This window comes from Nostoc edaphicum CCNP1411, from assembly GCF_014023275.1.
Classification (GTDB): domain Bacteria; phylum Cyanobacteriota; class Cyanobacteriia; order Cyanobacteriales; family Nostocaceae; genus Nostoc; species Nostoc edaphicum_A.
Genome location: NZ_CP054698.1, coordinates 43,973 through 58,915, shown reverse-complemented (window position 1 = coordinate 58,915; position 14,943 = coordinate 43,973). Strand labels below are relative to the sequence as shown.

Here is a 14,943-nt window from a genome sequence, read left to right as displayed (position 1 = left end):
TCTGCGTTTCAAAAATCTTAAAAAGACTTTTGGGAATTACGCCGCAGAATTACCCAAGTCACAACAGGAGTTCCAATCAAAGCAGTAACAGCATTTAAAGGTAAAACCATCTGACTTACCGCAAGTTGAGAAAACAAATCTGCAAACAATGCTAAGATTGCACCCATCATTGTTACACTAGGAATTAATATTCGATGGTCGGAAGTATTAAAAAGATTACGACAAAGATGAGGAATTGCTACACCTAAAAATGCGATGGGGCCACAAAAAGCGGTAATTGCTCCAGCTAATATAGACGCACTCGTAATAATAGAAAATCTAGTTTTCTGCACCGTTAAACCTAAACTACGTGCATAAGATTCACCAAGTAAAAGTGCATTCAAAGATTTTGATTGCAACACTGCTCCCAATAAACTCAAAAGTATCACTGGAATTAAAACAACTAACTGTTTCCAAGTCACTCCAGCAAAACTCCCAAAAGTCCACATAATATAACTTTGAATGCGTTCTTTTGAGCTAAACTGCAACAAAATACTAACAATTGCACTAGTAGCATAGCCAAACAATAAACCTAAAATTAGTAACGTCATAGTATCTTGCACTCTGCGAGAAACAACTAACATCATCCCTAAAACTGATGCTGCGCCGAGACTTGCTGCTATGACTAAACCAAAATCACTAATTATCCCCAAATCTGCTAATAATGTTGGTGTCGTAGCACTTGCTGTCAACACAACTAACGCTACACCTAAACTTGCACCAGAACTAATTCCCAATGCAAAAGGGCCAGCTAAGGGATTTTTAAATAGGGTTTGCATTTGTAAGCCACTCACGCCTAAAGCTGCACCAGCTAAAGTTGCAGTCAAGGCTTTAGGTAGGCGAAATTTGAGAATAATATGAGTCCATGTCACTTTTTCTGCTTCTTGTCCGAGCAAAATTTTGACTACTTCATCAATAGGGATAGCAACTGAACCTAAAGCCAAGTCTAATAAAAAAGCCAAGATTAAACTTACAAGTATAATTAGAAAAGTAATGGTTTTAAAAACCAGAGCTTTTTGGGTTATTAGGGGAATTTTAAATTTATACTTTTTGCTTAACATTATTAATTAAGTTTGTGGTAATAAAATAGTTTATGGTTAGGTAATATCTCTGGATGTAGTATTTTAATCAAATCAGATAAAACCATATCTGGGTTACTAATTCCGCCTTCCCAGTAATCATTACCTCCACTTTCATTAACACGAGCATTATTATTGTAAAGATTGCCTGTTTTCACAGCCTTAAAATCAGCATAGCGATTATCTTCAGCTACTAAATCCTTTAAATTCTTCCAAGATTGACTAAAATTCAACCAGTAGTCAGCATTGGCTGCACGTTCTAAAACAACTTCAAAAGATAAAGGTAAACTACCAGAGGATTTATCATCACTCCAGAGATAATCTGCTCCTGCATCAGCCAGATATTTGGCTACGTAACTTTTACCCCCAGGCATATACCAAGTTCCTTTAAAATTGAACCCAACAAATATAGTTGGACGATTTTTTACAGATTTAGCTTTTTCAGCTACTCGTGCATATTTATTGGCAATTTCACTAAATATTTTTTCTGCTTGTTCGTCTTTATTAAAAAACAAGGCAGTAAATTTTAACCATTCGCTTCTTCCCAGTGGTGTGTCTTCCATATATTCAGAATTTATCCCCACTTTCAAACCCGCCTCTGTGAGTTTAGTATAACTATCAGTTTGGGAATTTCCAGTACCAAAAGTTGTCACCAAGTCAGGATTTAATTCTAATAATTTTTCTATATCCACATTAGAATTATTCCCTACTTGTGCTATCTTTCCAGCTTTAATTCTCTCGACTACATCAGAAGTATTGACTTGTTTAGTATTACTAATACCAATCAGTTTATCAACTACACCTAATTTCGCTAGGTGGGGTAAATGAGTAGTAGATAGAGAAACTATGGAGTTAATAGGAACTGTAATTACCTGCGCTTGATTAAATTCTTTTGGTGTAGGAGTTCCACATTGGACTAAAACATATTGAAACTTTGTGTTGGCATTCTGCCAAGAATTTTTTATAGTGACTATTTTGTAGTGTTTATGATACTCTACTGCGAAGCCTGTTGCATGAGTAATCTTGATTTTATTAGGGAAGTAATCAGTATTGGGGTCATATTTTTGAATGCAGCCGTTATTATTGGTATTTGTAGATGTGTTCATTGGTGTAATATTGCAAGCAATAATTAAAGTGGCAATTAAGAAGAATTGGCATAAAAAAATAATGGGTTTTGAGTGAGGAAGTTTTACCAATTTCATGGGGTTTGAGGAAAGAGAATTTTTCTCATGCAGAGATGCAAAGGCGCAGAGAGTTAGAGAACAATACAGTTCAGTTAAGGCTACAACTCTTTGCCAAAGTCAATTTTTTTACGAACCGCAAAGGACGCAAAGAGAAGAAAGAAATGCTTAACTGAACCGTATTGAGTTAGAGAAGAAGAGAAAAGAAGATGAACTAAATAAAATCTGTTTTATGTCTTTGCGTGAGATTTGTAAAAATAGAAGTTATGGGGAATCTGGTGGATAGCAATGTTCAATAACTTTGTTACCTTTTAGCAAATGTTCATTGACAATAGTTTCAGCTACGCTTGAGTTAACGCGAGTGTACCAAGTTCTATCATCAGAATAAAATACTACTGGCCCTTGTTGGCAAACTTCCAAGCAGCCAGATGTTCTCACTTCTATATCTAAACCGGCATTTTCAACTGCTGATTTTAAAGCATCAAATGTGGGTTGCCATTTGCGTGAAGGAAGACAGCGAGTAGAAGTACAAACTGAGATATAAGAATGCTTCAGTGGATTTTTGCTAAACGGGATTGCTTGAATACCCAATACATAAATATCTCTTAATTCTTGATACAAAGCTAACTTTGATAAATCAGGTTTACCTTCTGGTAATAAATTTTCACCATCAACGAAAGGATTAGGTAATAAAATCGTCATCAATTGTTCATCTGCACCATTCCAAAATTGAATTCCCCAACTTCTGGGATGGCCTTCTGCATTAAACCGACGATAAAAAGCCGCACGACTAACTTGACGCTGCTTCCTGACTTCTACAGGGGTTCTACAAAGAGGCCCACCAAAATTAGTATCAATACACAAATGTAAATGCCAACCTTCTGTCGCTACCGTCAAATATCCATCGTAGAGAATACAAAGTTTTGGTGCAGCATTAAATTCTAATTCCAAAACACTACCTTGGACAATATGCCCCACCCCTACCTGTTGCCAATTCTGCTCAAATAAAGTGTAAAGTAACGATGACAAAACATCACTTCCACAATCAAAATATTCATACTCAATTGTTCCACCTGTAGACAACGCCTCAGTCACAACTTGATTTACTGGTGTAACCAAACAATTAAATTCACTCATCTTCAATTCTCCTGTGCGTGAAAAAACTCTTAACCTTAAAACCTAGAACTCAACCCAACCTGAAAAACCCTCCCCCCATCAGGAAAACCCGGAAACAACTGATAACGCTGGTTAAAGATATTATCTACACTACTTATAGGACTAATATTTGATTTCTGAAAAAGCTCCGTACATTTGAAGAGTCGCAAAATCAAAGGTAGTGTGCCGGATAAACCACTCAAACATCCATTTGAGATGTGAGAACGAAGGAATCAAGGCACAGAAACGCCGCACCCAGGTTTTAGCTTGTAACCAAATATCCTCAATTGGATTTTGTGACGGGCAATTAGGAGCAAAGCGGACGCAGTGAATTTTCCACTCCTCTTGAGACAAATCTTGGTTTACCTCGCCTAAAAAGTTTTGAACCAGATGTGAACGATGGTAAGAAGCACCATCCCAAAAAGAAGTAATCTTTGATTGGGGGACTGATCTAATAAATAACGTAGATAATCAATTGTATTTTCTGAGTTACCTGCGTTATACGCTTTTAGTAGTAAGCTTCCCTCCAGATAGTCAACTGCCCCGTAGTATGTCTGTTTGTCTCGTATATTAACAACTCTCACTGCTATTTCTTGGTCAGTTTTTCCCCAGACATACCCACTTAAATCTCCCCACATTAAATGACACTCATCAAGCAGCAATACTCTCAACTTTCCTTCTTCAATTTCCTGCCGATGCCTTGCCAATAGTGTTTCAATCTCTTTTTTTTTTGCAGCAACAGCGTCCTCGTCAGCTTTTGGATTTAAAGAAGTAGTTTTCTTCCAACTAATTCCTGCCGCATCAAATAAGTCATAATAGCTCCGCTTTGACTCATAAGTTACATCATATTCAAAAGCCAATTTATATTCGAGTTCACCAAGTTCCCAACATTCTTTTGTTTGCAACCAACTTAAAACTTCTTCTCGTTGTTGAGCAGTTAAGTAACTTTTTTTTCCCTTGTGGTTCAGGCGCAGTCCCGAAATTCCATCTTCCTCATAAGCTTGCTTCCAGCTTGTTATCGAACCCAGTGACACATCTAAAATTGTTTGAATTTCCTCATACTTGTAGCCTTGATAAACCAATTTGACTGCCAACGCTTTCCTCACCTCACGCGCATCTGGGCGATCATCTATAAATTCTTGTAGTTCTGCGATCGCGGCTTGTAGATGCTGGTTTATCATTGTTAGCTATTAGACAAATATTCTGTCCGTATTATCTCGTAGTTTTTTTCAGAAATCAAATATGATTCCTATATCAGTATCAAACTATCACTTAAAGGGACGCGCATTTTGAAATCTAAAGTAGTATAACCAGACAAAAACTCTGTATTATCGTTATTCGTTGGATACCCATTCAAAGAATTCATGAGCAATCCTAAATACCAACCTTGAGGATTTTCATAAGAAACACCCAAATTTAATTTATCCGCACCTGCAAAACGCAACTCTTTATCAACTTCCGCCGGATTAGAACTTTCTAAAATCCGTGGATCATTAGCTGTATAATTAGCAAAAGCATAGAAATTTTTCGCTATCTGTAAGTTTAAAGAAGCTTCAATTCCTGTAGTTCTAACCAGTCCGATATTTTCCAAAGTACCTGTATTGCCATTCACGGGTGGTGTCAACCGCTTAAAGGCAATTGTATCGGATACTGTGTTACTAAAGAACGTCAAACGTAATAAGCCTATATTACCTAACTTTTGGTCAATGCCAATATCAAAACTATCACCCTTTTCTGGTTTAAGTTCAGGATTACCAATATTAGTAGGATTATTGTTAAATAAATTGGCAATGGTTGGCGCTCGAAAGTTTCTGATGTAGTTTGCTCTGAGTGTTGTGGAGTCAGAGATTGCTAATTTTGTACCTACAGATGGTGATGTAAATGAGCCATTTACCAAGCTACTAAAATCTTGGCGTACTCCTAAATTGATACTGAAACTAGGAGTAAAATTATTTTCATATTTGGCGAAAATGGCTCCCTGACTAATACCGTTGTCGTAATTTTCTCTATTTACATTAGTGCCATAATTAAAGGTAGTATTACGCACATTTGCATTCCGGTAATCAAAGCCATAAACTAAAATCTGATTTTTGGTAAGATTCCAACTATGTGTGGTTTGAATACCGTAAGAAACTTGGTTAGAATCAAACCGATTTTGAGATGAAAGTGCACCACTACGGTTATCAAAACGAGTATTGAGAAAATCAGTATAAACTCTGGCTGTTAAAAGTGAATCATTCCCATTCCCTAATTTGGAATTCCAGGTTAAATCAGTGAGAACTTGGTCTGTGTATTTGCGATTATTGTCGGTGAGAGAATTGAAAAAACCTTGCCCAAATTGGGGTTCAGGAATTGCTACTCCTCCTGGTACTCCCTGTTCTTTGCTTAAGTATAGGCTTGAGAGACTTAAGGTATTGCGTGTTCCTAAATCTGCCTCTAGTTTGACATTGAAGTTGTTAAATAGAGCATCATTATTTGTTCTAGTTCCTGTAAAATTGGCTTCAGGAATTGTAAAAGGATAATTATTTTCTGCTTGGGTACGGTTGTAACCTACAACCCAAGAAATTGCACCTGCTTTCCCACTATTTTGAATACTTTGTTGGTTTAGTCCATAAGCACCAATATTAACTTTGGCTTCTGTTGTAATTTTCTCTGTGGGACGACGAGTGACAATATTAATTACCCCTCCTATCGCATCAGAACCATAAAGTGTTGAACCTCCTCCTGGTAACACTTCAACTCTTTCAATATTATTGGTGGTAAATTCTGAAAGGTCAAAACCACCGCCACCAAGATTATTAATCGGTCTACCATCAAGCAATATTAATACTTGACCGGTGTTAGAACCGCGAATAAATTGACCACTTTGGGCATTAACTTCTGTGCCAACTGTACCATCACCCAAGACACCAGGAAGAAATCGCAGTGCTTCTTTGACAGTTCTTGCACCTTGCGCTTCCATTTCTTCACCTGTAATCACGTAAACTGGACGGGTGGAATCTTTCACTGTCCCCTCGCGGCGAAAAGGTGAAAATACAGGTTCATTCAATAGCTTGTCGATGACTGTTAATTCAATATCGGGTTCTGTTTCTGTTGTGGAGGCTGGAGTATTTTCAGGTGTTACTTGTGCAACTGGTTGTAAGTCTCTTGCAGAACCTTCATACTTAGGAAACTCAGATATTTGTGCAACTTGATTAGCAATTGCTACATTTCCTCCACCGACCATCCCATAAATTGCGGTAAAAACGAAGATTTTTGAGAAAAATTCACAATAAGTAACTATGCGGGAAGTGGACATGAAACTCCTCGTTTTCAGTAAATGCAGGTATTTATTTGTGCTGTTGAATTTCTAAGATTTAGGGTTTAACTAGTACAGTACGGCGGAAATAAACCACCCATTCCCAATCAACAAAACCCTTACGCTGTCTTCATTTTTAATTTTTAATTTTTAATTTTTAATTCCGCCTTGCGGTACTAGCTTGCTACAATGCATTGCCATAGCTAAATCATGGTGGATACTATTTTGATAGCAAAAAGACTTTGTGGTATTCCTTATGGATACCCAAATTCCTATAAGACAACCAAAAATTAAGTGTCGTTACTAACAGCGAAGCGAATTAGTAAAACTTGCAGAGGGTACCGTCTTAAAACAGTATCTGTACCCATGAAATTTATTAATCAAATGTATCATCTGTGCCTCGCAGATAAATGTTTTGTGTCTAGAGTGAGTCGGCGGGCATTCTGACTAAGAGACACGTTATATTCGTCTCATTACAGCTGCGGGACAGCGCCGGATTTACACCGAACTTTCCCCCTTGCGCCTGATGGCTGCTCCCCATCAGAACCGACAGTTATGTGTCACATTACCATAATTACTGTCTATATGTAAATTCAGTCGATAATAATTTTAATTCTCCATATTACTTACTGGATATATAGGACTAGTATTTGATTTATGAAAAAATCTAAGTATATGTAGGGTGTGTTACGGCTTCCGTAACGCACCAAAATCTTCGGATGGTGCGTTAGCCTACGGCATAACACACCCTACTCAAATATTTTCAGAAATCAAATATGATTCCTATAGAATTATATTTGTGCTAGAGTTAACACTCATAAAATAAATACCATAACTATCAGGATAAGGTAATTTTTTCACACTCTAGATTTAATTTTGTCCAGAGTATTACAGTCATAAGAGGTAGTACAAGGCTTTAATTTTGCTATTAAAGCTCTATACATAGCAATGGGGAAAAAGCGGTAAAACTAGAAAGCTTGTTTTTGCTTTTGGATGAGTCTCATTGTGTTTTTGCTCCTGTTAAAAGGGTGTGCGGAAGTTGGAATTTTGCCCATTCTTTGCGTACAGTGTGGTAACATTGCGGTGGTGTAATTGGTAAATTAGTTAAATAGAAAAACCCAGCCTGATTACCGTATTCCAACAAAAATACAATATCTTTTTGGGGATTATACTTATCTACAGCTTCAAGAATATGAGCATTCATGAAGTGTCTTTGCAACAGTACGGTATCTGGTGCTGTTAACCAAGCATTTAAGAAAGCTGCGAGATTTTTACGCGGGATAAAATGCGCTTTAAATGTTTCACCAGCCATACTTAAATGCGGAGAATTGGTACTGCAAATTACGACACCACGTTCTCCTCCTAAATAACCGATCCAAGCGTTGTAAGCAATTGCTAATATATTGGTGGCGATAAAAGCTTGTTGCCAATCTTGGGTGTTTATTTCTGTGGTCATTTTCAATTAAACTCCTTTAGATAACTGCCAAAGTTGAACGGAATAACACAGATGGTTTTCAAAAATAGTATGCGCTGCTAACCCCTCGACAACCGACCTTTCCAGCCAACGCTTAAATGCCCAACGACCGAGTGTGTATAATGGTGGGAATGCGTTCGGCGTTTCGCCGTAGAGCTTTGCTATCACCACAACATCAGCAATATATTTATCTGAAACTTCTAAACACAAAACTGTAAAAGAGTGAGGGAAGAGAGAAAAACTCTTCCCATATTCCCTGCTTTTGGGAAGATGAAAAACTCAGGAAATTAGATTCTAGGGTAGGCTATTCCGCAGACGGCGTAAACAATTTATCGATGCAGCACAATCACAACCAAACATAGCTACAGCAGCATCACTTTCTGCATCCGTAACCCCAAGCAGAGCCTTTTCGCTGTCATCCGATGTAACATCAATCTCTGCTACACCTTTTTGCAAATGAGATAATTCTTCAGCATGAGCGCAGAAAAACTTACCGAGTTTCGGATGTCTTACACAAGCTTTTTGGTCTGATGCTGATACTGGTCTAGTAGCAGCATTAGGACGGTCTACTGGTTGCGGATTTACTGGTTCACCAGCTGTGGTGACTTTACTGGTCATTACCAATGATGCTAGGGACATCAAAGCTGCTGATTTGGTAGTTAAAGTTATTAAAACTTTCTTCATGCAATTGTCCTAGAAGGAGGTTGACAATTAAGGTTAATGTTCTCTCAGCTTGGTAGGGGAATGATGTTTTCTAAAAACCTGCATACTCGAAGCAATTCACCCATAATATACACCAGAAAATAAATTGCTATCTGAGATTCACAGATTCTTGAAAAAATAGTTGCAAAAAATCCAAGTAAAATCTTTTATTTTTCACTTTGTATCTCTTACATTGATTTATTTCCCAAACAGGAGATTTTCCTGTTTTATATACTTAATACATAGCTACTTGCTAGAGAGATAGCAATCGATTATACTCCAACTTTAAAAAGTGCAACTATATATGTTGATATCCTGTATATCTTCTAGGGCATTAGGCTTGGTTTAAATTCTGACCAGCGATTGCAAACTTGTTCGTAGCAATCGGGTGGAGTAATTTTTAGTTGGTGTAAAAAATTCACCTCAAATTGAGGATCTGCCTTTAGCACCAAAAGAATATCTTGATGGGGATTGTATGTTGCGATCGCAGGTAAAATTGATGAAATCATAGGGGAGCAGATTGATTGCGATATAAATCCGCCATCCTGAAACGATCGCAAGTAAAACCCAATCAAATCAGAGGGTAGAAATTGCAGGGTGAAGGGAACTGTATCAACACTTGTATTTGTAGGGTGAGTAACTTTAGTATCTACATCACAAATGACAACTCCCCGCCCAAATGACTGAAATCCTTTCCATCCTGTGTAACCAATTACCAGTAGATTATTATGAATAAAGTTGTTTTGCCAGTAGCCGAAATTTCCTTGCCAAACACTATTAGATGGTCGCATCGACTTCCTCCTCCAACACAATTGACTCAATGCGAACCTGCTCAAGCTCCCGTCCAATCAATACTAATCGCGTTTGACGGGGTTCCTGGGGTTGCCAAGGACGATCATAAAAGTAGTCAAATCGATTACCAACCCCCTGTAATACCAGACGCATGGCTTTGTTGGGAACTGCTACAAATCCCTTAATTCGATAAATTTCTTGCTGTTGCACTAATGTTTGCAAGCGTTTGACTAAGACAGTCGGCTCAAATGCTTGGTCTAACAGTAGTTGCACTGCATTAATTCCTTCATCATGTTCGTGGTCTTCTTCAGTATCGTGGTGACTGGGACGACTATCTAAGTTGTCTTCTACCGCAGCGTTGAAACCGAGTAACAAATCGCCACTGATTTTACCGTCCTGGCAAGGAATGACTTTTACACCAGGGGATAAGTTCTGCTTTAACCACTCCTGTACTCTAACTTGCGTTGGGAAATCAACGCGATCGCTCTTAGTCAGCAATACTAGGTCAGCACAAGCCAGCTGATCTTCAAACAGTTCCTCAATGGGTGTTTCGTGTTCTAGGCTAGAGTCAGCTTGTCTCTGTGCTAAGAGGGCTGCTAAATCACCTACATATTGATTAGTTGCTAAAGCTTCACAGTCCACCACAGTGATTACGCTGTCTACTGTAGCGCCTGTGCGAATCTCCGGCCAACGAAATGCTTGCACTAATGGTTTTGGCAGTGCTAGTCCAGAGGTTTCAATCAACATACAGTCTAGGCTGGCGCGTCGCTTCAGTAATTCTTGCATCGCTGGTAAGAATTCTTCTTGCACTGTACAGCACAGACAACCGTTGGTGAGTTCAACAATCAATATTACTGTTAGAGTCTTCTTCATCGTCACAAACTCGGCAATCACGTAAAAGTTCGCCATCAATTCCGATTTCTCCAAATTCATTCACCAAAACAGCAATGCGTCGTCCCTCATTGTTTTGGAGTAAATGGCGAATTAACGTTGTTTTGCCTGCGCCTAGAAATCCTGTAATTACTGTGACGGGAATTTTTTGCATATTAGAAAGTATCTTGTTTGTTGATTAATCTTGCAATGTGTAGGAAGTTGTTCAAACCACAGATATCCCTCTGCGCTAACCTTCCCTACGGGACGCTCCGCGAATGCGTCCCTCTGCGTTTAAATTTCAATCCTCAATTCCCCACGATTTTACGCAAATCAGTACTTAGTTAAAGTTATGTCGGATTGGCTACCTAATCAAGCTTGAGGGAGTTTGTTTGGCAAAGTTTCTATCGCTCAATTCTGTACTACCGTTCGCCCGTACAGCGCGGAACATTCCAAATCGGCACAGGCCTGCACCAAACGCCAAACGCATCAGCAAAAACGTCGGCATCTCACGCAGAGATTTAATGAAACTAGATAGACCAAAACGCACCAATCCCTGTGGTCGAGCAACTCCTTGCCAGATGGAGTCTAGCCAAGAAGGAAGCGTTTGTTCTGTCCAGTCTGCCGTAATTACCTCCCCTTCGACTAATTCTGTCTCTGCTAAAAGTTCGGAAAAGCCTTCAATACTGGAAAAAGCTGGATGAGACCACTGATCGAGAAGTTGGCGCATCACTGGTTTCTCCCAAAAATTTAGCGGCTTTTGGCGGTCATCCCTCTGATTCCAGTCAGCTACAACCAACACTCCACCAGGCTTTAGCACCCGCATTAATTCTCTAGCAAAGACGGTTTTATCTGGCATGTGGGGGCCTGCTTCGATTGACCAGACCACATCAAAACTGGCATCTGGAAACGACAGTGCCATTGCATCATCGACCGCAAACTGGACGTTTAGCCCGTCGGGTGTTAACTCCTGGGCACGCTTTACCTGCTGTGGGCTGATCGTAATCCCTGTGACCGCAAACCCATAATCTCGCGCTAAAATCCTGCTGCTGCCGCCGATACCACAGCCAACATCTAAGACGGTAGTGCCAGAAGGTAATTTTTCTATTCCACCCCATTTAACCATTTCATGTACAAAGTCAGATTTAGCAGCCAAAAAATCCTTTCGTCGTGGCGGCGAACCGTAGTGACCGAGGTGAATGTGTTCTCCCCAATAAAACTCTACGATGCCATCAAGAGTCCATTGATCGTAGGAATTGGCGACTGTAGCGGAGGATTCATACTTGCGGGCGGTCAGGAGATAAGCCGCAATTCCAATCACCAAAATCAGAAGAAAACCAATTACAGAATATAATAAAGTTGCCATTTTTTTGAACCTTTCTGTACAACTATTTGAGTTGATCTAACGGTTTACTCATTGCTGTTCGTCCCGAATTAGACGCGCGATGTCGTAATCGCCCACCAGATTAGATGCCTACGATGAGCGGAGCTAACGCAATATAAATCATCCTGTACATCGAAATTGCAATGTTTTGAACATCTTGAATAATTCTCCCTTGCAGTAGACTGGGCTTGTGTTTATCTTGGGGGACAGCTGTTTGTTTGACAAAGGGATGAACAGCAGTGGGAATTTTTCCAACCCGGTGAATATAGAATTTTGGCATGATGATTAATTGAAGTAATAGTGTAGTGAATTAGCAATTTTTATGCTAACTGGGAAAGCATTTGTTCAGTAGTAGAACAGGAATATGTATGTCACACACGCCATTTTTTACCTGTTTTGAACAACTTCTATCTGTTAGTTCAATACACAATATTTGCAAGCGATACTCTCATCTGGGGTAGCGATCGCAGCATCTAAAAACAAGATTTGCACCCTAAATTAACCGCCTACCCTCTCATAGAAAGCTGTAATCTGTAGCGTCTTGATACGTGGGGCTATGAGAACGTCAAGCTGATTAGTTGCAGAAATTTTCATAAAATACTTATCTGTGCCTCGCAGATGTACAAAATTACAAGTTTACTTCGGCGGGCATTCTGACTCACAAGGCAAGCCTTGATTACAGCTGCGGGACAGCGCCGGATTTACACCGGACTTTCCCCGTTTCCTCTAGCGGCTGTTCCCCACTAGAACCGAGATTCATCTGAATACTAACACAACTGTGGTTTGCTTGCTTGATGACTCTCACCAAACTAAAATAAAGTTCCCGTACAATAAATAGTTAGGCACTCTCTGAAGCGTCAAGCGGGAATTGGGAGATTTTCTTTCACGGAAGGGCGGAATATGAAAAGAAATGACATTCTGAATCTGGCCGCTAGCTATGGTCTCCAACTTGGCGACGATATATTCTTTAATGAAATGGGGATTGATTTCAAAGTGGCGTTTGCCACTGATATCGACGGTAACAAGTGGGTATTGCGAATACCTCGTCGTGAAAATTTAGCTGGACAAATTGAACAAGAGAAAAATATTTTAAATCTAGCAAAAAAACACTTATCTATTTCCGTTCCCAATTGGAAAATTGTAAGTCCAAAGCTGGTGGCGTATCCCTTATTGGAGAATAAGCCCGTTATAACTTTCAACCCTGAGACACATGAGATTACATGGAATATTGATCAAAAAGATACCAGCATTGTTTCATCACTGGCTAAAGTTCTTGTCGAACTCCATCAGATCCCAGTCCGGGAGGCTGTCTCAATAGGCGTAAAATTACTAACACCCCAAATGGTTCGACAAGAAGTTTTGAGTAATATTGAGAGTGTAAAACGAGAAATAGGAATAAGTGCTGAACTGGAAACCCGATGGCGAAGATGGTTGGATGCCGATAGCCTTTGGCCTAATTTTTCTACTTTCATTCACGGCGATTTATACGCAGGCCACATTCTTGCTGATAAGAACGGGGAAGTCAGCGGAATTATTGATTGGTCAGAGGGGCAAGTAAGTGACCCATCTGTTGATTTTTCAGGACACATTGCTGTTTTCGGAGAACAAAGTTTGAGGGATTTAATATTTTGGTATAAAAAGTTTGGAGGAAAGGTATGGGACAATATTTTTGAGCACTCTGTAGAGCGCCATTCAGCTTCACCCTTAAATTACGCCATTTTTGCCATTAAAACAAACATGAATGAGCATATCAATGCAGCCAAGGGGCAGCTTGGATTACTTTAATCATAGTTAAGCTGTATACTGACATTCGTCATTAATCGGGGTAAGTCTCATTTTTTACCAAAGCTTGCTATAGATTTTGATCAATATCTTTCTTTAAATTGGAACTTGATAAGGTTGTCTTTCATTGTGGTTGCTATTGTAGGAACAATTTTCGGTGCGTACTTAGCTGAATTTGTTCCAGCTAATAGACTTCAGAGAACTTTTGGTTATTTTTTGCTTGCATTAACCAACGGCATCATAAAACCCCGTATGAAGAATCACACTGCGATCGCATGAAATACCCTCTCCTGAACTTAAAATTTTTAATATGGATATAAATGAAATTCTTAAATCTTATGCTGCTGGAGCAAGAAACTTTCAAAGACTAAATCTGCAAGAAGCCGAATTAACAAATGCCAACCTCATAGGCGCAGATTTTAGCTATGCTGATTTACGTCAAACACGACTTGGTAGAACTAATCTTAGCCGAGCTTGCTTACACGAAGCAGACTTGAGTGAATCTATCCTTTGGGGCATAGATTTGAGTGAAGCAGACTTATATCGTGCTGTTCTCCGAGAAGCTGATTTAACGGGGGCAAAATTAATCAAGACACGCTTAGAAGAAACAAATTTAATCAAAGCTAGTTTATGTGGTGCTAATTTGCATGGTGCAAATTTATCTCGTTCTCTGTTATTTCAAGCAGACTTACGCCCCAGTTCTGACCAGCGTACAGATTTGGGATATGTGGTTTTGAGTTGGGCAGATTTAAGTTATGCTGACCTCAGAGCTGTTTCTATGCATCATGCCAACTTAGATAAAGCAAAATTATGTCGCGCTAATCTGTCTAAAACAATACAGTGGGGTAACTTAGCGGCGGATTTAAGTGAGGCTAGTTTGCAAGGTGCAGACTTGAGTTATGCAAATCTAGATAGTGCCATTCTGCGAAAAGCAAATCTGCAAGGTGCAGACTTAACAGGGGCAATTCTCACAAATACCGATCTCCAGGGAGCAATCATGCCTGATGGTACTGTTCATGATTGAGTTATCAAGAAAGGCAGAGGGCAGGAGGCTCAGTTGGCAGAAGGGAATTCTGATTCCTGCGCTGAAGCTCGTGACCAGAGCGAACTTGGGTTTAAGACCCCCTACCAAATTATAAATTTGGTGGCCCCAATTAAGTACGGTGTTGAATCCACGAAGCGTTAAG

At 39.4% G+C, this 14,943-nt stretch carries 11 protein-coding genes, 2 pseudogenes and 2 riboswitches; of the genes and pseudogenes, 2 read left to right on the top strand and 11 right to left on the bottom strand.

The features are described from left to right. Nucleotides 1-17: 17 nt before the first annotated feature. The 11 genes and pseudogenes from HUN01_RS03035 to HUN01_RS02985 all read right to left on the bottom strand — a co-directional run bounded on the left by HUN01_RS03035 (nucleotide 18) and on the right by HUN01_RS02985 (nucleotide 12,254). Nucleotides 18-1,100 carry an iron ABC transporter permease gene (locus tag HUN01_RS03035; RefSeq protein WP_181930022.1) on the bottom strand — a complete coding sequence of 361 codons (1,083 nt, stop codon included), beginning with the start codon at nucleotides 1,098-1,100 and terminating at the stop codon, nucleotides 18-20. Nucleotides 1,101-1,102: 2 nt separating this feature from the next. Further along, nucleotides 1,103-2,320: an ABC transporter substrate-binding protein gene (locus HUN01_RS03030; RefSeq protein WP_181930021.1), complete on the bottom strand. Its 1,218-nt coding sequence runs from the start codon at nucleotides 2,318-2,320 to the stop codon at nucleotides 1,103-1,105. 243 nt (nucleotides 2,321-2,563) lie between these two features. Then, nucleotides 2,564-3,436 (bottom strand): (2Fe-2S) ferredoxin domain-containing protein, encoded by an 873-nt coding sequence (locus tag HUN01_RS03025; RefSeq protein ID WP_181930020.1) that lies wholly within the window; start codon nucleotides 3,434-3,436, stop codon nucleotides 2,564-2,566. Nucleotides 3,437-3,577: 141 nt separating this feature from the next. Next, nucleotides 3,578-4,611: pseudogene (locus HUN01_RS03020) on the bottom strand (IS630 family transposase); the annotation flags it as partial. Nucleotides 4,612-4,703: 92 nt separating this feature from the next. Beyond that, complete coding sequence (locus HUN01_RS03015) at nucleotides 4,704-6,680, bottom strand: TonB-dependent receptor plug domain-containing protein (RefSeq protein WP_181932537.1); 1,977 nt, start codon at nucleotides 6,678-6,680, stop codon at nucleotides 4,704-4,706. 488 nt (nucleotides 6,681-7,168) lie between these two features. Further along, nucleotides 7,169-7,318: riboswitch (cobalamin riboswitch) on the bottom strand. 434 nt (nucleotides 7,319-7,752) lie between these two features. Next, nucleotides 7,753-8,208: a hypothetical protein gene (locus tag HUN01_RS03010; protein WP_181930019.1), complete on the bottom strand. Its 456-nt coding sequence runs from the start codon at nucleotides 8,206-8,208 to the stop codon at nucleotides 7,753-7,755. 312 nt (nucleotides 8,209-8,520) lie between these two features. Continuing rightward, the gene (locus HUN01_RS03005; RefSeq protein WP_181930018.1) at nucleotides 8,521-8,910 is read right to left on the bottom strand and encodes a hypothetical protein; all 390 of its coding nucleotides are present in this window, start codon (nucleotides 8,908-8,910) and stop codon (nucleotides 8,521-8,523) included. Nucleotides 8,911-9,254: 344 nt separating this feature from the next. Further along, the gene (locus tag HUN01_RS03000) at nucleotides 9,255-9,719 is read right to left on the bottom strand and encodes a hypothetical protein (protein WP_181930017.1); all 465 of its coding nucleotides are present in this window, start codon (nucleotides 9,717-9,719) and stop codon (nucleotides 9,255-9,257) included. Then, a pseudogene (gene cobW / locus HUN01_RS02995) lies at nucleotides 9,706-10,765 on the bottom strand (cobalamin biosynthesis protein CobW). Before cobW ends, HUN01_RS03000 begins: the two are co-directional and overlap by 14 nt. A gap of 189 nt (nucleotides 10,766-10,954) precedes the next feature. After that, on the bottom strand, nucleotides 10,955-11,956 hold the full coding sequence (locus HUN01_RS02990) for a methyltransferase domain-containing protein (protein ID WP_181930016.1): 1,002 nt from the start codon (nucleotides 11,954-11,956) through the stop codon (nucleotides 10,955-10,957). Nucleotides 11,957-12,056: 100 nt separating this feature from the next. After that, entirely contained in the window at nucleotides 12,057-12,254 is a 198-nt protein-coding gene (locus HUN01_RS02985; RefSeq protein ID WP_181930015.1) for a hypothetical protein, read from the bottom strand. Between the two features lie 346 nt (nucleotides 12,255-12,600). Next, nucleotides 12,601-12,743, bottom strand: a riboswitch (cobalamin riboswitch). A gap of 131 nt (nucleotides 12,744-12,874) precedes the next feature. Between HUN01_RS02985 and HUN01_RS02980 the strand changes: the two genes are divergently transcribed. Next, complete coding sequence (locus HUN01_RS02980; RefSeq protein WP_181930014.1) at nucleotides 12,875-13,759, top strand: macrolide 2'-phosphotransferase; 885 nt, start codon at nucleotides 12,875-12,877, stop codon at nucleotides 13,757-13,759. Nucleotides 13,760-14,066: 307 nt separating this feature from the next. Next, on the top strand, nucleotides 14,067-14,780 hold the full coding sequence (hetL, locus tag HUN01_RS02975; protein WP_181930013.1) for a heterocyst differentiation pentapeptide repeat protein HetL: 714 nt from the start codon (nucleotides 14,067-14,069) through the stop codon (nucleotides 14,778-14,780). Nucleotides 14,781-14,943 lie beyond the last annotated feature (163 nt).